Origin of the sequence: Streptococcus pluranimalium (genome assembly GCF_047785705.1) — a bacterium.
GTDB classification, from domain to species: Bacteria; Bacillota; Bacilli; order Lactobacillales; family Streptococcaceae; genus Streptococcus; species Streptococcus pluranimalium_A.
Map to the genome: position 1 here is coordinate 20,031 of NZ_JBLOJV010000013.1, position 23,372 is coordinate 43,402.

A 23,372-nucleotide genomic window follows, 5' to 3' on the forward strand; every position below is an offset into this window, starting at 1 on the left:
AATCGAAAAAGGAGACATACATGAGCTCAGGCAAAATTGCTCAGGTTATCGGTCCAGTCGTTGATGTTTTATTCAATGCTAATGACCCACTACCTGAGATAAATCATGCGCTTGTTGTTTATAAGGACAATGAGAAAAAACAAAAAATCGTTCTTGAAGTAGCTCTCGAACTGGGTCAAGGCCTTGTTCGTACGATTGCTATGGCGTCAACAGATGGCTTGACCCGTGGTTTGGAGGTGCTTAACACTGGTCGTGCTATTAGCGTGCCAGTGGGCAAAGAAACCCTTGGTCGTGTGTTTAATGTTCTTGGTGATACCATTGACCTTCAAGAACCCTTTGATGAGGGTATTGAACGTTATCCCATTCATAAAAGCGCACCGACCTTTGACGAACTATCAACTTCAACGGAAATCCTTGAAACTGGTATTAAGGTGATTGACCTCCTTGCTCCCTATCTCAAGGGTGGTAAGGTAGGCCTTTTTGGTGGTGCTGGGGTTGGTAAAACCGTGCTTATCCAAGAGTTGATTCATAATATTGCCCAAGAACATGGTGGGATTTCAGTCTTTACTGGTGTGGGAGAGCGTACGCGTGAAGGAAACGACCTGTACTGGGAGATGAAAGAGTCAGGTGTTATTGAAAAGACGGCCATGGTCTTTGGTCAAATGAATGAACCGCCAGGAGCGCGTATGCGTGTCGCTCTGACAGGTTTGACCATTGCAGAGTACTTTCGTGATGTCGAAGGTCAAGATGTCTTGCTCTTTATTGACAATATTTTCCGTTTCACACAAGCAGGTTCTGAAGTATCAGCCCTCCTAGGGCGTATGCCATCTGCTGTTGGTTATCAGCCAACCTTGGCAACTGAAATGGGTCAATTACAAGAGCGTATCACCTCGACCAAAAAAGGATCAGTCACCTCTATTCAAGCCATTTATGTGCCTGCAGATGACTACACCGATCCTGCGCCAGCAACAGCCTTTGCTCACCTGGACTCCACAACCAATCTCGAACGTAAATTAACACAAATGGGGATTTACCCAGCTGTTGATCCCCTTGCCTCTAGTTCACGTGCTCTTTCGCCTGAAATTGTTGGTCAAGAGCATTACGATGTGGCAACAGAAGTGCAGCGTGTCCTTCAACGTTACCGTGAGTTGCAAGATATTATTGCTATCTTGGGGATGGACGAGTTGTCAGAGGAAGAAAAAACCTTGGTGGGACGTGCGCGTCGCATCCAGTTCTTCCTCTCGCAAAACTTTAACGTTGCCGAGCAATTCACAGGTCTTCCAGGCTCTTATGTTCCTGTAGCTGACACTGTTCGAGGCTTTAAGGCTATTCTTGAAGGGCATTATGATCACCTTCCTGAGGATGCTTTTCGATCGGTAGGTCCTATTGAAGACGTCCTTGAAAAAGCCCAAAAAATGGGCTATTGATGAGGTAATACTATGCCAGAACTAAGAGTCCAAGTGGTTACCCCAGACGGTATCAAATATGACCATCGCGCCACGATGATTGTGGTTGGAACAATTGAGGGTGAAATGGGTATTATGCCTAATCATATCAATGTCATTGCTCCCTTGGCTGTCCATGAAATGAAGGTTTATCGTGCTGATCAGGTTAAGACCATTAACTGGGTTGCTATCAATGGTGGTATTCTTGAAGTCAAAAACAATCATATTACCATTATTGCTGATTCGGCAGAAAGAAAGCGTGATATTGACATTGAGCGTGCCAAACGTGCCAAAGCCCGTGCTGAGCGTGAGCTAGAAGAAGCCCAAGCTCAGGACAGTAGAGACCAAGTCCGTCGGGCTCAGGTAGCACTTCAACGTGCGATTAACCGTATCAACGTTGGTAATAAATAGAGTGATTCCGTTTTGAAGAAGAGTGGGACAGTTGTCGAGCCTTATAGCCTTCGATGATTGTCCCACTTTCTTATCCTGTTGATGAGGGTCTGTTTTTGATGATGATTTTGACAAAAAAAGTTTGGTTTAGGCCTTTTTTACGCTATAATAGTCTTATCATACTTCATAACAATCAAATTGTGGTGCATCAAAGCCGGTCAAGGTATGATCCTTTTGATTTTGTTAAGAGTATCAATATCAAACATGGAGAGTTATTATGCGTAAAGTTTATTTGAACCACGATGGTGGGGTTGATGATTTAGTGTCCTTGTACCTACTGTTAAAGATGAAAGATGTGGAATTAGTCGGTGTTGGTGTGATTGAGGCTGACTGTTACCTGCTACCAGCTGTTGAAGCCAGTAAAAAAATCATTCAGACCTTTGGCTCTGACAAGGACAAAACAATTCGTGTAGCCTCTTCTGATTCACGCCCTGTCCATCCCTTTCCTAAGGAATGGCGGATGCACGCTTTTACCATAGATGCCTTGCCAATCCTTAATGAGCATAAGCCAGTTCAGGTTCAAGATTCTCCCCTAAAAGCACATGAAGACTTGGTAGAGGTTTTGATGGCCTCCAAAGAAAAGATTGACTTGGTGTTTGTCGGTCCCTTGACTGATTTGGCGCGTGCTCTTGACTTAGAGCCGGCTATTGAGGATAAGATTGGTAAGCTCTACTGGATGGGCGGTACCTTCCTTGATCAGGGCAATATTGAAGAGCCAGAGCATGATGGGACTGCGGAGTGGAATGCTTTTTGGGATCCTTATGCGGTTAAACGTGTGTGGGACTCTTCAATCAAAATTGAGCTAGTAGCCCTTGAAAGCACACGTATGGTGCCATTGACGCTTGATGTTCGTGACCGTTGGGCTAAAGGTCGTCAAAAAGAGGGTCTGGATTTCTTGGGGCAGTGCTATGCCATTGTGCCTCCATTGACACACTTTGTGACCAACTCGACCTATTTTTTATGGGATGTGTTAACCACAGCTTCTTTTGGCAAGGAGGAGTTGGTCAAGCGTGAAGTTGTTGAGTCAGATGTTCTAACGACTGGTGCTAGCAAAGGCAGGACCATTCGCCTAAAGGGAGGCCGTCCTGTGGACTTGGTTTATCATGTGGATCGTGATGGCTTTTTCGACTATATCACAGCCTTAGCTGAGCAAGCATCATTTTGATCAGACAGGTCAGTCATTCAAAGTGAGTCAACTCTAGGCTTTAGCTTTGATAAGGATGCCTTAGAAATGGGCAAAAAGTTCAATATCAGACAATCCCCATCCCATCAGGTCTTTCACAGTCTTGATGGGATGGTTTTTTCATCGAAAAGATCTAGCTTTTTCCTTAAATGATCTGGTTGACCTAGCTTTTTTTCGTCCATTAGATGAAAAAATCATGGATATGGTATAATAAAGGTAAGACTAAAATAAGGAGTTTAAGCAAAATGACACAAATTTACCTCATGCGTCACGGTCAAACCCTTTTTAATGTGATGGATATCAATCAAGGTCACTGCGATTCCCAGCTGACAGCCTCTGGCATTGCCCAAGCCAAAAGAGCCAAAGAGTGGTTTGTCTCTCAAGGGATTAGGTTTGACAAGGTCTATACCTCATCTTCTGAGAGGGCTATGGATACCACGGAGTTGGTGACGGATTTGCCTTATGACAAGTTAAAGGGATTAAAGGAAATTAACCTAGGAACCAAAGAGGCGAGTCCAAATAGCGAGAATCCAACCTACCCCTACGGCGATTACTTTGTCAAATACGGCGGAGAAAGCCTTGAAGGCTTTACGACACGCTTTTATGAAACCATGCTCAAAATCGCTCAAGAAGCTGGTGACCAGACGGTCTTAGTAGTTTCACACGGGATGGCGATTAAGCGTTTCTTTACAGCAATCGCTCATGATCATCAAGACGCCTTGCTAGGAAATTGCGCGATTGTTGATCTGACTTACCAAGATGGGCAGTTTCAGGTCAATCACATCATCAATCCAAATGCCTAAGCAAAGCCTTGCTCAACAAATCAAAAATCATTGAGAGGCAAGGATTTTTGTCCCAGCCTCTTTTAGGCTGATGTGACTTAAAAAATAAGGCAGGACAATACAGACAAAGGGTTGTCCGTCAAAGAAAGCTAGCTATATCTAACCTTGGTCAGCCACTAAGTAAGAACCTGTATTGACAAGTCAAATGCTTTGATATAAACGATGGTTTGTCGCTAATCAAGGTAAGTTTTTTGAGGAAATACGGACGGTATAGTCTTTTGAATTAACTTTGATATGCTTCGCTTTTTGATTTCTAGGTTCAGACCTCAAAACCTCATCACGAGGCTTTGAGCTATCTGCGTTTTAGATCCTTGTCTGAAAGGTAATTCATTTGACTATATTTTGAAAAGCGAAGGCTGAGTCGTTCCAAAACTAGCCTCAGATGGCAGTGCCAAATGATAAGTACAGGTTGTACAGCTATCAGAGTAAGGAATGCTAGCCATCAGAGGGTCTTTTTTGCTATAATAGAGACCTACTCAAGTCGTGGAAAGGGGTTCTTGCCATGAACATCCAACAATTACGCTATGTCCTTGCCATTGCAAATAGCGGGACATTTCGTGAAGCAGCCAGCAAGCTCTATGTTAGCCAGCCCAGTCTATCAGTGGCCATCAAGGATTTAGAGACAGAGCTTGGCTTTCACATTTTTACCCGAACAGCAACAGGGACTGTTTTAACAGCCCGAGGGATGACCTTTTATGAGAAAGCGCTTGAAGTGGTCAAAAGTTTTGATGCCTTTGAAAAGCATTTTGGGCAAGCAGAAGAAACCCCTGGTCAGTTTTCAATAGCTAGCCAGCACTATGATTTTTTACCACCCCTAATGACAGTATTTGCCAAAGAGCATCCAGAGTTCAAAAACTTTCGCTTGTTTGAATCAACAACGATCCAGATTCTGGATGAGGTGTCACAAGGTTGCAGTGATATCGGTATTATTTACATGAATCATCAAAACGAAAGTGGGCTCTTCAGACGCATGCAGCAGCTAGGCTTGGAATCGGTTGACTTGATTTCCTTCAAAACGCATATCTATCTCTCAAAGACCCATCCTCTGGCAAATAAGGAAAAACTTCAAATGTCGGACTTGTCTGGTTTGTCCACGGTGAAATTTGCCCAAGAAAGAGATGGCTACCTCTACTACTCAGAAAATCTGGTAGACACTTCTGATAGCACCGTCAGATACTACGTGACGGATCGTGCCACCCTAAATGGCATCCTTGAACGTACAGATGCTTATGCGACAGGCTCTGGCTTTTTAGATGAACGCAGTGTCAACGGGATTACAGTCGTGCCTTTGGAGGACAATCTGGTCAATAAAATGGTCTACGTCAAGCGTAAAGACACACACCTAAGCCCATCAGCCCTAGCCTTTATTGATGTGATGATGGCTTATTTTGACAAGTATCAGCCATAGGAGGTAGAGATGCGACGACTTTTATTTAGTGGATTAGCTTTGGGCTTGATCATCCTAGATCAAGCCAGCAAGCTGTGGACAGTGGCGCAGATACCTTTGGGGCATGTGAGACCCTTTTTACCTGGCCTTTTTAGCCTGACTCACCTGCAAAATCGAGGAGCAGCTTTTTCGATCTTACAAGATCAGCAGTGGTTTTTTGTTCTTGTAACCCTTGCTGTTGTGGGAGCAGCGATTTATTATGCCTACAAGACGATTATGACAGGCTCTCTTTGGTTTTTAAGTGGCTTGCTCTTGATCATTGCTGGTGGCATTGGCAACTTTATTGATCGTGTACGTCTGGGTTATGTGATTGATATGGTGCATTTGGATTTTGTGGATTTTGCCATTTTTAATGTGGCGGATGCTTACTTAACAGTTGGGGTCATGCTCTTGATGATCGCCTTATGGAAAGAGGAAAATGGAAGTAATCGTTAGAGAATCGGGCAGTCGCCTCGATAAGGCAGTGGCGGATTTGACCGTTTTATCACGACAAAAAGCCAATGAAGACATCAAGGCAGGTCGTATATTAGTCAATGGTCAGCCTGCAAAGGCCAAATACCCTGTCCAAGAAGGTGATGTGATCACCTATGAATTGCCAGTAGAAGAGGTGGTAGAGTATCGTCCTGAGCCGATCCCTTTAGAGATTATCTACCAAGACCAGGATGTGGCAGTGGTTAACAAACCTCAGGGCATGGTGGTTCACCCATCAGCGGGACACTCCTCAGGAACCTTGGTCAATGCCCTGATGTATCATGTCAAGGATTTGTCCTCTATCAACGGTGTTGTCAGACCAGGCATTGTGCATCGGATTGATAAGGACACCTCAGGACTCTTGATGATTGCTAAAAATGACCAAGCCCACAAAGCCCTGGCTGAGGAACTCAAGGCTCAAAAGTCGCTACGCCAGTATGTAGCCCTAGTCCATGGCAATCTCCCAAATGATCGTGGGCTGATCGAAGCCCCGATTGGTCGCTCAGACAAGGACCGTAAAAAACAGGCAGTGACTGAAAAAGGCAAGCCTGCAGTGACACGTTTTCACGTTTTGGAGCGTTTTGGGGAGTTTACCCTGCTTGAGCTACAACTAGAGACAGGACGCACCCACCAAATCCGTGTGCACATGGCTTATATCGGTCATCCCATCGCAGGTGATCTGACCTACGGTCCTCGTAAGACGCTAGCTGGTGCGGGGCAATTTCTTCATGCCAGAAGGCTTGGATTTACGCATCCTAAAACGGGTGACTTGCTAACCTTTGAGGCCGAACTACCAGAGATTTTCCAAACAACCTTAGACAGATTACGCCAGCAGTCAACCAACTAAGGGTATTTTTTAGTGCTTGACCTAGATAGCTTGGTGGCACTTTTAGAGAGGAACTTGCGACGATGAAAACCAAAGAGATTATTGATGATCTGACCATGAAACGTGCCATCACCCGCATCACTTATGAGATTATTGAGCGCCATAAAGAGATAGATAATCTCCTCTTGGCGGGGATCAAAACCCGAGGTGTCCATCTGGCACGCCGCATCCAAGAGCGCCTAAAAGCGCTAGAAGGTCTGGAGATTCCCTTAGGAGAGCTTGATACCAAGCCCTTTCGTGACGATATGACCGTCGCAGAGGACACGACCTATCTACCGGTGGATTTGACGGATAAGGAGGTGATTTTGGTCGACGATGTCCTCTACACAGGACGAACCATCCGTGCTGCCATCGACAACCTCGTCAGTCACGGTCGCCCAGCCCGTGTCAGCCTAGCGGTACTCATCGACAGAGGTCACCGTGAGTTGCCCATTCGTGCGGATTATGTGGGTAAAAATATCCCCACCTCTCGTAGGGAAGACATTGTTGTCGCCGTCACAGAAGTTGATGGACGAGACAGTGTCAGTATTGTAGCACCAGACGATGAACGAAATCAGGACTAGATACCATAAGGTACAGCCCTTAAATCAGCTTCTTGTGACCAAATTGTTTGTCAAAAACCTAGCTCATCGGCTAGGTTTTTGCGCATCAATAATCTCTCAAAGAAAGACTTCTTTGCCAAAACGTAGCCAAAAGTTGAGGACCGCTTGAGAATGTGATAAGCTAAAAAGTATCAGAAGAAATGAAAAGAGGATATTATGACAAAACAGTATGACTACATTGTGATTGGTGCAGGATCTGGTGGCATCGCCTCAGCCAATCGTGCTTCCCTGCATGGGGCTAAGACCCTACTCATTGAGGCAAGCGAGGTCGGAGGTACTTGTGTCAACCTTGGTTGCGTTCCTAAAAAGGTCATGTGGTATGGCGCTCAAGTTGCTGATACGATCAAGCGCTATGCTGGTGATTATGGCTTTGATCTTGATCTCAAGAACTTTGATTTTGCCAGTCTAAAGGCCAATCGTCAGGCTTATATCGAGCGCATCCATGGCTCTTATGAGCGTGGCTTTGAGCAAAATGGTGTCGAGTGCCTTTATGGGTATGCCAACTTTGTAGATGCCCATACGGTAGCTGTCGGTGATGAGACTTACACAGCCCCTCATATCCTGGTGGCAACAGGAGGTCACGCCATCATCCCAGATCTCCCAGGTGCAGAGTATGGCATCACCTCAGATGGCTTTTTTGAGCTTGACGAGATTCCCAAGCGGACTGCTGTCGTTGGTGCAGGCTATATCGCTGTTGAGGTAGCAGGTGTTTTGCAGGCCTTGGGGTCTGAAACCCATCTGTTTGTCCGTAAAGAGCGTCCGTTGAGGACTTTTGATGAGGAGATCATCACCGTCTTGACCGATGAGATGGCTAAGCACGGTCCTAGTCTTCACACCCACTCTATCCCCAAGGAAGTTCTCAAAAATGCTGATGACTCTCTGACGCTGGTCTTGGAAAATGGGCAATCCTACACGATTGACTGCCTGATTTGGGCTATTGGCCGTCGACCAAATGTGACAGGCTTTGGCTTGGAAAAAACAGGTCTTGAACTGACTGAAAAAGGCTACATCAAAACAGATGCCTTTGAAAACACCACGGTCAAAGGCATCTATGCCTTGGGAGACGTCAATGGCAAGGTGGAGTTGACCCCAGTCGCTGTCAAGGCAGGTCGTCTGCTGGCAGAGCGTCTCTTCAATGGCAAGGCCACTGCCAAGATGGACTATGACACTGTGGCAACGGTGATTTTTAGCCACCCTGCTATCGGATCAGTAGGCCTTTCAGAAGAGGCTGCCCTTAGCCGATACGGTAAAGACAAAATCACCATCTATCGCTCAAGCTTCACCCCCATGTATACCGCCCTGGCAGATCATCGCCAGCCCTCAATGATGAAGTTGGTAACGCTGGGAGATGAGGAGACCATCATCGGGCTACACGGCATTGGCTATGGTCTTGATGAGATGATCCAAGGCTTTGCGGTCGCTCTGAAGATGGGCGCTACCAAGGCAGACTTCGATGCGACAGTAGCCATCCACCCAACAGGGGCAGAAGAATTTGTCACCATGCGTTAAGGCTTGTAGCTATTCCAGGTCTTACTTCAAGTGAGTAGATTAGAAAAAGAATCCATTGATTGAGCAATATGTCTGACAGTAAAATCCTGTCAGACAATTAGAGTTGTGCTATAATAAAGAGAAAAAAATGAATAGGAAGTTAGTAGAGATGCGAAAACGTCAGTTATTATCCTTAATATTGGTATCTGGCATGGTTTTGTCTGACGCTTTGGTAGTGACCAGCGCTGTGCAGGCGACGACTCATGCTGAGCAAGTCACTGATCACCAAACTCAGCCTAGGGAAGCCTGGCTGACAAAAAACTTGTCACAGGATGCTCCCCTAGTAGCTGAGTCAGACCTTGTGACCAAAAGCCCAGAGACTACAGATGCAGTCGTGGCAGGGGAGCATACTACCAAAGCTACCAATGGTGCTAATCTTAAGTCGTCAACCGTAACAGAGCAGCCAGTCACTAAGGCAAGCACCAAAGAGGCTGCTCACTTGGCAGAAGACGCCAACCTTTCAGAGCAAGCAGAAGAAGAGACTTTAGATGAAGCATCTGAGCTAGAACAAGCCCCATCAGAGGACCTCACAGCTATAACGACTGATAGCAGTCTTTGGTCGGCACCATTAGGTGATGACTTGAGCCCTCTTGGCTTGGATATCAGACCTAGTGTCACCAATACTTATGTTGAGCATTGGTCTGGTCAGGATGCTTACACCCACCATTTGCTCTCAAAACGCTTTGGGATCTCCGCAGAGCAGCTAGATGGCTATCTCCAGTCGACAGGTATTGCTTATGATAGCAGTCGCTTTAACGGTCAAACCCTCTTAAAATGGGAGAAAGAGAGTGGTCTTGATGTCCGCGCTATTGTAGCCATAGCCATAGCAGAGAGTTCTTTAGGAACTGCTGGAGTGGCTAAGGACAATCAAGCCAACGCTTTTGGCTATGGTGCTTTTGATAGCAATCCTGATAATGCCAAGCAGTTTAAGGATGAGGATGCCATCAAAGCCTTGACCAAGGTTACCATCATGAAGCAGCAAAATCATAGCTTTAAACGTCAAGATGATAAGGCGCAGTTGCTAGCCAAGGGTCAGCTCGATGTTGCTAAAGATGGTGGTGTCTACTTTACGGACACTTCAGGAAGTGGTCAAAGACGTGCCAAAATCATGGAAGATTTGGACCGCTTTATCGACCAGCATGGGGGTACACCAAAAGCCCCAGCCCTGTCTCAGAACCTATCTAGTGGTTTGATGACAGCGATTGTGCCTGAAGGCTTTAAGCTAGATAGGCCTATCAATCCTACCAACTATATCTCTGCTTCTTACCCATGGGGTCAGTGTACTTGGTATGTTTACAATCGTGCCAAAGAGCTCGGCGTTTCCTTTAGCCCATTTATGGGAAATGGTGGTGATTGGCGTTTGCAGCTGGGTTATGAAACCCGTCATGAGCCTAAAAAAGGCGCAGCCCTGTCCTTTGCACCAGGTCAAGCAGGAGCTGACGCTACTTATGGGCATGTCGCCTTTGTTGAGGATGTCCGAGAAGACGGCAGTATCCTGATTTCAGAGTCTAACGTCACTGGTCTTGGTAAAGTCTCCTTTAGGATATTTTCAGCCAAAGAAGCCAAACAGTTAACCTATGTCATTGGACATTAGTCGTTTATCACTGCTGAAGCAGTTTAAATAGGCGAAATTGACAAAATTGTCTAAAAATAACAAAAAAAGTCTTGACAAGTCCTTGGGGCTTTAGTATACTTGTTAACAATCATAATCAAAGGAGAAGGAAGAATGCTTTTAAATCGGCTAACTCAGATGAAACCAGTCACTTTCTTTAACTTTAGTTTCTTTAGATAGCCGTTTGTAGCTTTGTAGGTACAAACGGTGCGCAAGTTTGTATCTATGAGGCTAAAGCGTTTTGACGTGGACTTGGCTGATAGATGATTATCTAATTGGTCAGGTGTCCTAGCCCTAGTGAGTGACGGTTTCGTCAGTCTATGTCAGCCAGTTAGATCATATCTAGATGGCTTTTTGCTTATGATGATGACCTCATACACTTTAAAAATCAAGAGACACCTTACTGACTTTTCTTGGGGATGAGTTGTAGAGTGTTTGGGTGGACAATCCTAAACCTCAATGGAGACTGAATATTATTTGGAGGATTTAACAATGAAAAAATCATGGAAAACCATCATGGGACTTGGAGCAGCAACGCTCCTACTGACGGCATGTTCGGCATCGGGTGATAAGGCAGATCAAAAGGCTCTTCCACGGGTGGGGATTTTGCAGTATGTGGAGCATGACTCCCTGACAGCAGCACGAAAGGGCTTTGAGGGTGGCTTAGCGCAGGCAGGCTATCACGATGGTAAGGAGATCAAGATCACCTATGAAAATGCCCAAGGTGACCAGTCCAATCTCCAATCCCTCTCTGAAAAACTCGTTTCAGACAATGATGTGGTGCTTGGGATTGCTACGCCAGCAGCCCAATCCTTGCTAGCAGCAAGTTCAAAGACGCCTATTTTATTTACAGCGGTGACGGATCCCATCTCAGCCAAACTGGTCAAGAGTATGGAGAAGCCTTCAGGTTTAGCCACAGGAACCAGTGACATGTCGCCGATTGATCAGCAGGTCAGCCTGCTCCAAAAGCTTCTCCCTCAAGCCAAGACGGTAGGTATCATGTATACTACGAGCGAGCGTAATTCTGAGGTGCAGGTTGAAGAGGCTGAAAAGCTCTTCCAAAAAGCTGGTATTAAGGTCCTTAAAAAAGGTATCTCATCAACCAATGATGTCCAAGACACTGCCAAAAGCTTGATGAAGGATGTGGATGTGGTCTTTGTGCCAACAGACAATACCATTGCTAGCGCCGTCACTCTCTTAGGAGACCTATCAAGAGAGACCAAAATCCCAGTTGTTGGTGGTTCTAAGGACATGGTTGAGGGAGGGATACTCTTCACCTATGGCCCTGACTATGAAAAGTTAGGGCGTCAGACAGCCCAAATGGCTGTTAAAGTCATCAAGGGTGAGCGCGTATCAACCCTCCAAGCCCAGTACCCAGAGGCTTTAGAATTGGCGGTCAATAAGGACATGGCAAAAGTGCTAGGCATTGACCTATCGCTTGTTCAAGACCAGTAAGGCTGACAGGCTATGTCATTTTTCTAGCCAAGTCATTCTATTTGAAGTGCTTGTCTAGAGCAAGTCATATCATCTCAAAAGAGAGAGTGGGACAGAAATTGGTCATTCGTTAGAATTCGATTTCTCTCAACCACTGCGTCTTGATTGACCATTCAAAAAATAATTGAGAGGCTAGGACTTTTGTCCCAGCTTCTCTTTATGCTTTTAGCATGGTTTATGGTTTGTAGATACGATACTAGGATAAAAAAACTAGCAGTAGCTGCTTGAAATAGCACTAGCCTGTGGGAAAAAGAATTTGATTTCTTTCTTCTAGTGGATGACCGCTGATCTGCTCTATTTGATAAAAATTTATGCTATAATAGATAATCGAAAAGACAAGAACGGCCTTCTTAATACGGCTATCTCGTCTGAAACAGTTAGAGAAAGTTGGTCATTTTGTGATTTATTTTGATCATTCAGCCACCACTCCGGTCTATCCAGAAGCCCTCAAGACCTACCAGGAGGTCACCACCAAAATCTGGGGCAATCCCTCTAGTCTACACCGTCTTGGTAGCCAGTCTAGCCGTATTGTAGCGGCCTCTCGTCAGCAAATCGCTGCACTTTTAGGCAAAGATGCCGACACCATCATTTTCACCTCTGGTGGGACAGAGAGCGATAACTGGGCGATCAAGGGGACGGCCTTTGAAAAGCAGGCCTACGGCAAGCACATCATTATCTCAGCTATTGAGCATCCAGCGGTTAGGGAATCCGCCAAATGGTTGAGCCAGCAGGGTTTTGAAGTATCTATTGCTCCAGTTGATGCCAGTGGTTTTGTGGATTTAACAGCTTTTAAAGCCTTATTAAGACCAGACACCATCTTGGTCTCGGTCATGGCTGTCAATAATGAAGTCGGTACGATTCAACCCATCCCTGCCCTATCAGAGCTATTAGCAGACTATCCAAATGTGACCTTCCATGTGGACGCTGTCCAGGCGCTTGGCAAGCTAGCAACCAAGGATTACTTGACCGATCGCGTGGATCTGGCTTCTTTTTCGGGTCATAAATGCCACGCTGTTCGTGGCGTTGGCTTTCTCTATAAAAAATCAGGAAAGTCCATCAGTCCTCTCCTACACGGTGGCGGTCAAGAAAAAGGCCACCGTTCAACGACGGAAAACGTAGCGGCGATTGCCTCCATGGCCAAGGCTCTTCGCCTGCTCATGGAAAAAGAAGAAGCAGTCTGGGGCAAGATTGCCAAAATGAGAGCGGTTATCTTAGCCGAATTCGCCAAATATGAGGACCTCATCCTCTTTTCATCTCCAGAAAAGGGCGTGCCACATATCATTACCTTTGGTATTAAGGGTGTCCGTGGTGAGGTGAGTGTCCATGCCTTTGAAGCTCATGATATCTTTCTCTCCACCACCTCAGCCTGCTCCTCAAAATTAGGTCAGGCAGCCAGTAGCCTCATGGCTATGGGACTGTCTAAGCAGCATGCTCAAACAGCTGTTCGTCTTAGCCTAGGAGATGGCAATGATATGAGTGAGGTGGAGCAGTTTTTGACCATCTTTAAGCAGGTTTATGACAAGACCAAAAAAGTCAGATAAGGATAAGACAACTAATGACATTACAGTATTCAGAAATCATGGTTCGCTACGGTGAGCTATCAACTAAAAAGAAAAATCGCAAACGTTTTATTAACAAGCTGCAAGAGCATATTCAAGCTGTTCTAACCCCCTTTTCACAAGTCACAGTTAGGGCTGACTATGACCGTTGCCATGTCTTCTTAAATGGCGCTGATCATGGCTTGGTCTTGGAGGCACTTGAAAAAGTCTTTGGCATTCAAGCCCTAAACCCAGCCTACCAGTTGCCTAAAGATATGGCTATCCTAACAGAAACGGTGCAAGCCATTATGACCGACTTATACCGGGATGGGCTGACCTTTAAAATCAGCACCAAACGCAGTGACCATAGCTTTGAGCTGGATTCCAGACAGCTCAATCAGGTTTTGGGAAGTGCTGTTTTTGACGTTTTACCAGACATTAAGGTTCAGATGAAAAAGCCTGATGTCACTCTTAGGGTAGAAATTCGTGAGGAGGCTGCCTATCTCTATCATGAGGAAATCAAAGGCGCAGGCGGTCTTCCAGCAGGCATCTCTGGCAAGGGGATGCTCATGATGTCAGGAGGGATCGACTCTCCAGTGGCAGGTTATCTGGCACTCAAAAGAGGTGTATCCATCGAGGCGGTGCATTTTGCCAGTCCTCCCTACACCAGCCCAGCAGCGCTTCAAAAGGCGCGTGATTTGACCCGCCAGTTGACCAAATTTGGTGGCAATATACGCTTTATTGAAGTTCCTTTTACAGAAATCCAAGAAGAGCTTAAAGACAAGGTGTTTGATGCTTACTTGATGACCCTAACCCGTCGTTTTATGATGCGGATCACCGATCGCCTTCGACAAGACCGCAATGGTCTCATCATTATCAATGGGGAGAGTCTTGGTCAGGTTGCTAGTCAGACCTTGGAGTCCATGCAGGCCATCAATGCCGTGACCAACACTCCTGTTATCCGCCCACTTGTGGCAATGGATAAGCTAGACATCATTGAACTGGCCCAGAAGATTGATACCTTTGAGATTTCCATCCAACCTTTTGAAGATTGCTGCACTATTTTTGCTCCTGATCATCCCAAAACCAGTCCCAAACTAGAAAAGGTTGAGCAGTATGAAGCCCGTCTTGATATTGAAGGTTTGGTCAATCGAGCAGTAGCAGGCATTACCGTAACCGAAATCACACCACAAGCAGACCCCGATGCCATCTCAGACTTAATCGAGGATCTCTTATAATCAATCCAAAGCACAAAGAAAGTGAGCAAGCATGACGGTTTATAATATCAATTTGGGGATTGGCTGGGCAAGCTCTGGTGTCGAGTATGCTCAAGCCTATCGTGCCAAGGCCTTTGAGCGCTTAGGCATTGATGCCAAGTTTGTTTTCATGGATTTTATCTCTCAAGATAACCTCTGTGATCTGACCCGAAATCTTGGCTTTAAGGATAGTCAGGTAGACTGGTTGTACACCCACTTTAGTGACCAAAAAATAGCCCCAACCACCTTTACCCTAGAGGATTTAAAGGCCAGTTTTGATGGAGAACTTGAGCGTATTGAGCGTGATCACAAGGTAATCAGGTACTTTTACCCAGATCAAGACGTCTTTCTCACTGCCTACCTCAAGGATGAGCAAGAAGACATTGTGCATCGGGTGGAGTATGTCTCAAGAGGCAAGCTGATTCGGAAGGACTTTTTCACCTACCTAAGGAGCTTTACCGAATACTATACCCCTAGAGACGGCAAGGCCCATCTCTATCAGCGACGGTTTTTTAACGAGGATGGCTCTACGGCCTTAGAAGAAATCATCGACGGTGACTCGACAGTCTATCGTACCAAGGATTTCATTGGTTACTCTAAGGAAAGCCTGATAGCCCATTACATGAAGAGCTTGAGCTTGAGTGCTTTAGACCTTGTCATCTTAGACAGAGCGACAGGGACAGGTCAAGCGGTGTTTCGTCATGTCAAGCCAGCCAAACTAGCAGTGGTGGTTCACGCCGACCACTTTAGTGACAATGCCTCTACGAAGCAGAGCCTTTTATGGAATAATTTTTACGAGTATCAGTTTACCAATGCTGATAAGGTCGATGCCTTTATCACAGCGACAGATGCGCAAAAAGAGCTAATGACCAGCCATTTTGCGGCCTTTAGCCCCCACCGACCAAGAATAGTCACCATACCAGTCGGTAGCCTACCAGCACTAAGCTACCCTAAAACAAGCAGACGCCCCTTTAGTCTTGTGACCGCCTCTCGCTTAGCGACCGAAAAGCATGTTGATTGGCTGGTCAAGGCGGTCATCGAAGCTCAAAAAACCTTGCCAGAGCTTGTCTTTGATATTTACGGTGCAGGTAGCCAAGAAGCCAAGCTAAGAGAGATCATCCAAGAAGGATCGGCCGAGAGTTTTATTCACTTAAAAGGGCATCATGATCTAGCCACTATCTACCCTAACTACCAAGTCTATCTGAGCGCCTCAAAGAGTGAGGGTTTTGGCTTGACTCTGATGGAGGCAGTAGGAGCAGGTCTGGCGCTAATCGGCTTTGATGCCAGGTATGGCAATCAAACCTTTATCAAGGAAGCTCATAATGGCTACCGAATTCCTATGCCTGATACTGATGACGAGACAGCAATCATCAGCCAGTTTGCCGAGTATATCCGAAAAATCTTTAAAGAAGGGCAACTATCACAGATGCACCAAGCGTCTTATGAACTCGCCAAACCCTACCTCAGCCAGCACATCGAGCAAAAATGGCAAGATTTCATTAAGGAGATGACACATGATAACCTTATTTGACACCTATAATCAAGCCAGCTGGGATCTGCATTACTCACTGATTGTTTCTGGCTATCAGCATCCTACCATAGCCATTGATGATGATGGCTTTTTGCCTGAGGATGTGACCTCGCCCTATCTCTACTTTACAGGGTTTTCAGATCTGCCATCAGATCCTCTTTATTTTAACCAAGTCAGAGTACCTGACTACTGGGAAATCTCTGGTAATAATAATTACGCCGAGATCCATGATTACCAGCAAAAAAGAGGGCATATCCACTATGCCAACCCTGGGCATCTCAGACGGGTCAAGGCAGTTGATTGGTACGATGATAGAGGACGATTACGCCTAAGCGATCGCTACAACAAGCAAGGCTACCGCTTTGCCCAGACCAGCTACAATCAAGACAGTCAAGCCACCCTGACCACCTATTTTAATCAGGCTAATCAAGAAGTCATTGTTGAAAATCACACGACAGGAGATGTGATCTTAAATGGCGTAAAAGTGATGATTTTTAAAAGCCGAGCGGCCTTTGTCTGCCACTACCTAAAGCTAGCAGGCTATCAGCTGGATCGTGTCTTTTACAATTCACTCTCGACACCCTTTCATGTCGCCCATCAGCTAGGACTAGCTGGAGAGGATGTTTTGTTTTGGCAGGAGGATATGGCAGATACCATCCCAGCCAATATGCAGCTGCTCCTTGATGATTCGGTGGCTAGACCTACCAAGGTAGTGGTCCAAAAAGAGCCAGCCTATACCAAGCTAGTCAATCTCTTGCCAAACGATGCCCCACGAAAGCCTCAATTTTTAGGCTTTCATTATCCCTTTAAGCGTCAAAATCACCTGACCAAGGAAGCTCTGATCCTCACCAACTCAGACCAACTAGAAGGCATCCAAGCCCTGATTGATCAGGTTCCTGACCTGCATTTTCATATAGGCGCCTTGACGGAAATGTCAGCCAAGCTCTTGGATCTGGGCAGACACCCAAATGTCAGCCTCTATCCCAACATCTCCCAAGCCAAGGTTGATCACCTCTTTCAGACCTGCTCGATCTATCTGGACATCAATCACAGCAATGAAATCTTATCAGCCTTACGCACGGCTTTTGAGAATCGCATGGCTATCCTAGCCTTTAGTAACACCAGCCATAACAAGGCCTACACTGCCCCTAGCAATACCTTTGAACCTAGTGACACAGTAACCTTTTGCCAACATCTCATAGCCATCTCCCACCATGAAGCCAGCATGGTTCAAGCCTTGATCGCCCAAGAAAAGAGCGCCAACGTCGCTACTAAAGAAGACTATCAAGCAGTCATCGGCTGATGTCATAACGCTTCACATCACCAAAAGTCACCCTATTTTTGGTGATTTTTTTCTGGCAATTTTGCCGAAAAATGCTAGTATAGTAATATGCCTAACAAACCAACTTCAGCTTATGTGCATATCCCATTTTGCACCCAGATTTGCTATTATTGTGATTTTTCAAAAGTTTTTATTCAAAATCAACCTGTAGACGACTACCTCAAGGCCTTGATTCGTGAGTTTGAATACTATGAGATCAAGGACCTAAAGACCCTCTACATCGGAGGAGGCACGCCCACAGCCATCACCGCTCAGCAACTAGACTACCTCCTGACTAGTCTCGAAAAAAACATCAATCTCACCATGTTAGAAGAGTTCACCATTGAGGCCAACCCAGGAGACCTCACGCCTGAAAAGATTGCTGTTTTGAAAGATTCAGCGGTCAACCGAGTGTCTCTAGGCGTTCAGACCTTCTTTGACAAGCAGCTCAAGCAAATCGGTCGCAGCCACAATGAAGCCCAGATTTACGAAAGCATCGATGCCCTAAAAGCTGCTGGATTGACCAATATCTCTATTGACCTGATCTATGCCCTCCCCAATCAAACCATGGCACAAGTCGAAGAAAATGTCCGCAAGGCACTAGCCCTAGACATCCCCCACCTAAGCCTCTACAGCCTGATCCTAGAAGACCATACTGTCTTTATGAACAAGCAGCGCCGAGGCCGTCTACACCTCCCCAACGAAGACATCGAGGCCGACATGTTTACCTACATCATCGATGAGCTTGAGAAACATGGCTTTGAGCACTACGAGATCTCCAACTTCACCAAGCCAGGCTTTGAAAGCCGCCACAACCTCATGTACTGGGATAATGTAGAGTATTACGGCGTTGGTGCAGGTGCTTCGGGTTACCTCAATGGCATTCGCTATCGCAACCGAGGCCCTATCCAGCACTACCTCAAAGCCATTGCTCAAGAGGGTCACTCTCGCCTAGGAGAGGACATCCTGACCAAGGACCAAATGATGGAGGAGGAGTTCTTCCTAGGACTGCGTAAAAAGTCAGGCATCTCCATCAGCCACTTCGAAGCCAAATTTGGTCTACCTTTTGAGGAGCGCTATGGGCATATCGTCCAAGAGCTGGTAGAGGATGGGCTCTTAAAGCAGGAGGCAGATAGGATCCGCATGACTAAAAAAGGCCTCTTTTTAGGAGATACCGTCGCGGAGAAATTTATCCTAGATCCTAACGACTAGAAAGGACACCCATGGGCAAACGCTACAAGACCACATATACCATCCCCTTTTATGAGACAGATGCTAGCCATTGTGCCAAAATCTCCCATCTCTTATCAGTCGTCCTGCAAGTCTCAGGTATACAGTCAGCCCAACTAGGACTGTCAGACCAGTACCTCCTAGACCACTACGGTTTGGTCTGGGTGGTCACCGACTATGCCATCACTATCGATAGACTCCCTGTCTTTTCAGAAACCATCATTATCGAGACCGAGGCCAAGTCCTACACGAAGCTCTTTTCCAACCGTGAGACCCAGATTTTGGCACAAGATGGTCAAAAACTCATGACCATCTCAGCGACCTTTGTCCTGATAGACTTTGAGACACGACGACCTGCCCCTATCCCCAAAGAACTCATGACCATCTACGATGCTGACTTTGTCAAATCAATCAACCGCTCTCCCAAGTATCCCCTCCTGACAGAGACTCAAGAGATGACCTGTCCCGTACGCTACTTTGACTTGGACATGAATGGTCACGTCAACAATAGCAAATACCTAGAGTGGCTTTATGATGCCATGCCTCTTGACTTTCTCAAGGAGCATTACCCCAAGCAAATCAACCTCAAATACCTCAAAGAAGTCTATCACGGCGCTACCATCGTCTCTCAAGTGCAACTAACAGACACCACCAGCCATCATCAAATCACCTCAGATGGCAACATCAAGGCCCAAGCCCGTATCGAATGGCAACCCTTTCCCATCACGAAAAAAACCTGTTAGTCACAACAAAGTTCCTAGCCTCTCAATTATTTTTTGAATTGTCAATTGAGACGAAGTGGTTAAGTGGACTCTAATACGCTGATTTCATCAGCTTTTAAAGTCCTACTCAACTATGCGGAGGTGGGAGTGAAGCGGTCTGGGGATAGACCGTTTCAGCCCCAACCTAGACATAAAAGAGTGAGGGAAATCGAATTCTGACGAATGACCGATTTTTGTCCCGGCCTCATTACCTCTCCCCAACTAGAAGGAGTCCAAGACCCCATGACCTACAAAGCCTACCTGATCGATTTAGACGGCACGCTCTATAAGGGCACTCAGCCCATACCAGCAGCCCAAGCGTTTATCCGTAACCTGCAAGAACGTCAGATTCCCTATTTGCTAGTCACCAACAACACCACAAGAACACCAGAGATGATCCAAGAGATGCTAGCCAGCCAGTGTCAAATCAAGACCCCTCTTGAGACCATCTACACCGCCACCCAGGCGACACGAGATTATATGATAGATCTAGGTCTAGGAGAGACGGCCTACATCATCGGCGAGACCGGCCTCAAGACAGCCCTCACACAAGCAGGCTTTAGTCAAAAGGAGCAAGCTCCAGCCTACCTCGTCGTCGGGCTCGATCGTCAGGTGACCTATGAGCAGCTAGCCATCGCTACCCAAGCGATCCAAGAAGGGGCTCACTTCATCGGGACCAACCCTGACCTTAACATCCCCACCGAAAAAGGCCTCCTGCCAGGTGCAGGCTCACTTCTAGCCTTTTTAGAGGCAGCGACCCGTGTCTCTCCCGTCATCATCGGCAAGCCCCAGTCCATCATCATGACCAAGGCCCTAGCAAGACTAGGTGTCCAGCCAGAGGACGCCATCATGGTCGGAGACAACTACCTGACCGACATCCAGGCTGGCATCAATCAGCGCATGGACACCCTCCTCGTGCTGACTGGCTTCACCCAAAAAGAAGACCTCCCAAACCTTCCCATCCCACCGACTTATGTCCTAGACAGCCTAGCCGACTGGTCCTTTGATTAGCCCCTAGCCACCACCCCAGCCCCGAGGTAAGCATGAAACCATCTCCTAGTCACTCCCTAAAAGCCCTCCCCAGCCTCATCTGGCTCTTAGCCCTAGCCCTCCTCATGACCATTTTGGTGGCTTGGCTGGTCTATCCTTTAGAGATAGATTGGCTTGGCTTGGAGACCGCTACAGGTCTCCCTAAGCCTGTCCTATGGCACAACTACCATAAGCTCTTGACCTATCTGACCAACCCTTTGGTCCAGACCTTGCAGATGCAAGACTTCCCCTCCTCAAAGGAGGGTCTCAAGCACTTTGCTGATGTCAAGAGGCTCTTTCATCTAGCCCAGCTAGTCTTTCTAGGAACGAGCTGGCAGACCCTGTCCTTTTTTAGACAGGGCTTTAGGAAGAGGACTTTATGGGCCTACCAGAGGGTTTATCTCATCGCAGCCCTTGCCCCCTTGCTGCTTTTGGGGCTTGGTCTCATGATTGGTTTTAGTGATTTTTTCACCCTCTTTCATCACTTGCTCTTCCCAGGAGATAGTAGCTGGCTCTTTGATCCCCAGACCGATCCTATCATCACAGCCCTGCCAGAAGCCTTTTTCTACCATTGTTTCTTGATTTTTGGCTGCTTTTATGAGAGCCTGATGATCACTGGCTACCTTTTTAGTCGAAAGATGGCTCAAGCCATGACCAAGACTAGCTAAGAGATGATAGCAAATGAGCAGATAGGCTAAAATCTTTAAAAAATTTTAAAAAAGCCTTATATCAAGGGTGTCTCAACTCTTGATGTAAGGCTTTTTGATTTGCGAAGTTTTTGGATGAATGGCATCATTCCCAGTAAAATCGCTCAATGTGGATGTCCTCTTCTGGATAGTCATTTGTGAGAGTGGTTGCGATGTCTTTGTATTCTTGTTTGACCAAGGCTAAGACTTCTGGGTTATCATGTCCGACAAAGAAGAATTGTGATTCAATCACTAAAAACAGCTGATGGAAATGCGCATTCAGCTGATCCAATTGTGCCATCAAAAGGGTGTTTTCCTTGATAAAATCAGGTGCTTCATTTCCCTCATCAAGGTCAGCAAGCCTATCCTTTAAAGGATAAGTCCCGTATTCTAAGCATAGTTCGTAAGTCATGTGAGCCCTCCTAGACTATATAATCTTTTGAATTAACTTTGATACATCGTCACTTTCAACTTGCCGTACTCCAGTACTGTCTGCGTTTCAGTTCCTTGTCTGAAAGTTAATTCATGTGACTATAGTTTACCAAAAGTTAGCTTTTTTAGGTCTTTTGATGCTTTTTAAGGGGCTAGCTATTGAAAATCCTTGCAAAGAAGGTTACAATAATAAAGACAAACGCCTACTGCAAAGGCGATTAAAGGAGATAAAAATGTCAACCATTCGCGTTTTACTATATTACAAGTATGTTCCCATTGAAAATGCTGAAGAATATGCCAAAAAACACTTGGCCTTTTGCAAATCCATCGGCCTCAAAGGACGTATCTTGATCGCTGATGAGGGGATCAACGGTACGGTCTCTGGTGACTATGAAACCACGCAAAAGTACATGGATTGGGTGCATAGTGATGAGCGTTTTGCGGACCTCTGGTTCAAGATTGATGAGGAAAATGAGCAGGCCTTTCGCAAGATGTTTGTGCGCTATAAAAAAGAAATCGTCCACCTAGGCTTAGAGGACAATGACTTTGACAGCGACATCAACCCTCTGGAAACAACCGGAGAGTACCTTGATCCCAAGCAATTTAAAGAAGCCCTCCTAGATGAGAACACCGTCGTTTTGGACACCCGTAACGACTATGAGTATGACCTCGGGCATTTCAAGGGCGCTATTCGCCCAGACATCCGTAACTTCCGCGAGCTACCACAGTGGGTGCGTGACAACAAAGACAAATTCATGGAAAAAAGGGTCGTTGTCTACTGTACTGGAGGCGTTCGTTGTGAGAAATTCTCTGGCTGGATGGTGCGTGAAGGCTTTAAGGACGTGGGTCAACTTCACGGTGGGATTGCTACCTATGGTAAAGATCCAGAAGTCCAAGGCGACCTCTGGGAGGGGGCTATGTATGTCTTTGACGACCGCATCTCAGTACCCATCAACCATGTCAACCCAACCATCATCTCAAAAGACTACTTTGACGGCACACCTTGTGATCGCTATGTTAATTGTGCCAACCCTTTTTGCAACGAGCAAATCTTTGCGTCAAAAGAAAATGAAGCCAAGTACCTACGTGGCTGCTCTGCAGAGTGCCGTGCGCATGAGCGCAACCGCTATGTCCAAGAAAATGGCCTGACACGCAAGGAGTGGCAGGACCGCCTAGAGGCTATCGGTGAAAGCCTGCCTGACTACGTCAAAGCCTAAGCCAAACGGCATAAAGTCTGTAGTCAGAATCATCGAAAAAGAGAGTCGGTTAGAAATATGACGAAAAAGTAGCTGGATAGAGATTTAGCTACTTTTTTAGCGGATAGCAAGGCCAGCCCCCTACACAACAACTAGCCCCCCTCTCAAGCAACCATCCTTTTCCATGAAAGGATAAGCCACCCCATCCCCCTCTCCATCGCCAGCTCCGCTGGCGATTTTTTGCTAGTCTCCTCTCCCCTTTAAAAAAGGTCAAAGATGGTCAGTAAAAACCATCGAAAACCCCGTCAAATCAAGCGTTATACTTGACAAAATGGGGGGGGGGGGGGGGGGTAAAATAGGGACTTATAATCTTATAAGCTATTGAAGCCAATAGCCTAGCTTAAAAAAGGAG

General features: G+C 46.3%; 21 protein-coding genes. 20 read left to right on the forward strand and 1 reads right to left on the reverse strand.

The features are described from left to right. Positions 1 to 20 precede the first annotated feature (20 nt). The 19 genes from atpD (at position 21) to ACMZ6Z_RS04990 (ending at position 21,314) form a co-directional block, all read left to right on the forward strand. On the forward strand, positions 21 to 1,427 hold the full coding sequence (gene atpD / locus ACMZ6Z_RS04900) for a F0F1 ATP synthase subunit beta (RefSeq protein ID WP_416131487.1): 1,407 nt from the start codon (positions 21 to 23) through the stop codon (positions 1,425 to 1,427). A 12-nt stretch (positions 1,428 to 1,439) separates the two neighbouring features. Beyond that, positions 1,440 to 1,856: a F0F1 ATP synthase subunit epsilon gene (locus tag ACMZ6Z_RS04905; protein ID WP_416131488.1), complete on the forward strand. Its 417-nt coding sequence runs from the start codon at positions 1,440 to 1,442 to the stop codon at positions 1,854 to 1,856. A gap of 253 nt (positions 1,857 to 2,109) precedes the next feature. Then, the gene (locus ACMZ6Z_RS04910) at positions 2,110 to 3,060 is read left to right on the forward strand and encodes a nucleoside hydrolase (protein WP_416131508.1); all 951 of its coding nucleotides are present in this window, start codon (positions 2,110 to 2,112) and stop codon (positions 3,058 to 3,060) included. Between the two features lie 263 nt (positions 3,061 to 3,323). Then, positions 3,324 to 3,881 carry a histidine phosphatase family protein gene (locus ACMZ6Z_RS04915; RefSeq protein WP_416131489.1) on the forward strand — a complete coding sequence of 186 codons (558 nt, stop codon included), beginning with the start codon at positions 3,324 to 3,326 and terminating at the stop codon, positions 3,879 to 3,881. A gap of 541 nt (positions 3,882 to 4,422) precedes the next feature. Further along, positions 4,423 to 5,328, forward strand: coding sequence for a LysR family transcriptional regulator (locus tag ACMZ6Z_RS04920; RefSeq protein WP_416131490.1), 906 nt, complete (start codon positions 4,423 to 4,425; stop codon positions 5,326 to 5,328). 9 nt (positions 5,329 to 5,337) lie between these two features. Beyond that, entirely contained in the window at positions 5,338 to 5,802 is a 465-nt protein-coding gene (gene lspA, locus ACMZ6Z_RS04925) for a signal peptidase II (RefSeq protein WP_416131491.1), read from the forward strand. Continuing rightward, on the forward strand, positions 5,786 to 6,685 hold the full coding sequence (locus ACMZ6Z_RS04930) for an RluA family pseudouridine synthase (protein ID WP_416131492.1): 900 nt from the start codon (positions 5,786 to 5,788) through the stop codon (positions 6,683 to 6,685). The genes lspA and ACMZ6Z_RS04930 overlap by 17 nt, the downstream gene beginning before the upstream one ends. Before the next feature lie 62 nt (positions 6,686 to 6,747). Then, positions 6,748 to 7,287, forward strand: a complete 540-nt coding sequence (gene pyrR / locus ACMZ6Z_RS04935; protein WP_416131493.1) for a bifunctional pyr operon transcriptional regulator/uracil phosphoribosyltransferase PyrR — start codon at positions 6,748 to 6,750, stop codon at positions 7,285 to 7,287. Positions 7,288 to 7,482: 195 nt separating this feature from the next. Beyond that, on the forward strand, positions 7,483 to 8,835 hold the full coding sequence (gorA, locus tag ACMZ6Z_RS04940; RefSeq protein WP_416131494.1) for a glutathione-disulfide reductase: 1,353 nt from the start codon (positions 7,483 to 7,485) through the stop codon (positions 8,833 to 8,835). A 127-nt stretch (positions 8,836 to 8,962) separates the two neighbouring features. Further along, positions 8,963 to 10,468 carry a CHAP domain-containing protein gene (locus ACMZ6Z_RS04945; RefSeq protein ID WP_416131495.1) on the forward strand — a complete coding sequence of 502 codons (1,506 nt, stop codon included), beginning with the start codon at positions 8,963 to 8,965 and terminating at the stop codon, positions 10,466 to 10,468. Between the two features lie 510 nt (positions 10,469 to 10,978). Continuing rightward, positions 10,979 to 11,941 carry an ABC transporter substrate binding protein gene (locus tag ACMZ6Z_RS04950; protein WP_416131496.1) on the forward strand — a complete coding sequence of 321 codons (963 nt, stop codon included), beginning with the start codon at positions 10,979 to 10,981 and terminating at the stop codon, positions 11,939 to 11,941. A 437-nt stretch (positions 11,942 to 12,378) separates the two neighbouring features. Further along, complete coding sequence (locus tag ACMZ6Z_RS04955; RefSeq protein ID WP_416131497.1) at positions 12,379 to 13,521, forward strand: cysteine desulfurase family protein; 1,143 nt, start codon at positions 12,379 to 12,381, stop codon at positions 13,519 to 13,521. Positions 13,522 to 13,535: 14 nt separating this feature from the next. Continuing rightward, positions 13,536 to 14,756 carry a tRNA uracil 4-sulfurtransferase ThiI gene (gene thiI / locus ACMZ6Z_RS04960; protein ID WP_416131498.1) on the forward strand — a complete coding sequence of 407 codons (1,221 nt, stop codon included), beginning with the start codon at positions 13,536 to 13,538 and terminating at the stop codon, positions 14,754 to 14,756. Between the two features lie 31 nt (positions 14,757 to 14,787). Then, entirely contained in the window at positions 14,788 to 16,305 is a 1,518-nt protein-coding gene (gene gtfA, locus ACMZ6Z_RS04965; RefSeq protein ID WP_416131499.1) for an accessory Sec system glycosyltransferase GtfA, read from the forward strand. Further along, on the forward strand, positions 16,289 to 17,608 hold the full coding sequence (gene gtfB, locus ACMZ6Z_RS04970) for an accessory Sec system glycosylation chaperone GtfB (protein WP_416131500.1): 1,320 nt from the start codon (positions 16,289 to 16,291) through the stop codon (positions 17,606 to 17,608). The genes gtfA and gtfB overlap by 17 nt, the downstream gene beginning before the upstream one ends. Positions 17,609 to 17,695: 87 nt before the next feature. Further along, positions 17,696 to 18,838, forward strand: coding sequence for a radical SAM family heme chaperone HemW (gene hemW / locus ACMZ6Z_RS04975; protein ID WP_416131501.1), 1,143 nt, complete (start codon positions 17,696 to 17,698; stop codon positions 18,836 to 18,838). Between the two features lie 11 nt (positions 18,839 to 18,849). Beyond that, the gene (locus tag ACMZ6Z_RS04980) at positions 18,850 to 19,599 is read left to right on the forward strand and encodes an acyl-ACP thioesterase domain-containing protein (RefSeq protein WP_416131502.1); all 750 of its coding nucleotides are present in this window, start codon (positions 18,850 to 18,852) and stop codon (positions 19,597 to 19,599) included. Positions 19,600 to 19,860: 261 nt separating this feature from the next. Further along, positions 19,861 to 20,628: a TIGR01457 family HAD-type hydrolase gene (locus ACMZ6Z_RS04985; protein ID WP_416131503.1), complete on the forward strand. Its 768-nt coding sequence runs from the start codon at positions 19,861 to 19,863 to the stop codon at positions 20,626 to 20,628. 32 nt (positions 20,629 to 20,660) lie between these two features. Further along, positions 20,661 to 21,314, forward strand: coding sequence for a TIGR01906 family membrane protein (locus ACMZ6Z_RS04990; protein WP_416131504.1), 654 nt, complete (start codon positions 20,661 to 20,663; stop codon positions 21,312 to 21,314). A 124-nt stretch (positions 21,315 to 21,438) separates the two neighbouring features. Here the strand turns inward: ACMZ6Z_RS04990 and ACMZ6Z_RS04995 are convergent, their stop codons facing one another. Then, positions 21,439 to 21,744, reverse strand: a complete 306-nt coding sequence (locus ACMZ6Z_RS04995) for a hypothetical protein (RefSeq protein ID WP_416131505.1) — start codon at positions 21,742 to 21,744, stop codon at positions 21,439 to 21,441. Positions 21,745 to 21,997: 253 nt separating this feature from the next. Here ACMZ6Z_RS04995 and ACMZ6Z_RS05000 point away from each other — a divergent pair, with 253 nt between their 5' ends. Further along, positions 21,998 to 22,981 carry a rhodanese-related sulfurtransferase gene (locus ACMZ6Z_RS05000; protein ID WP_416131509.1) on the forward strand — a complete coding sequence of 328 codons (984 nt, stop codon included), beginning with the start codon at positions 21,998 to 22,000 and terminating at the stop codon, positions 22,979 to 22,981. Positions 22,982 to 23,372 lie beyond the last annotated feature (391 nt).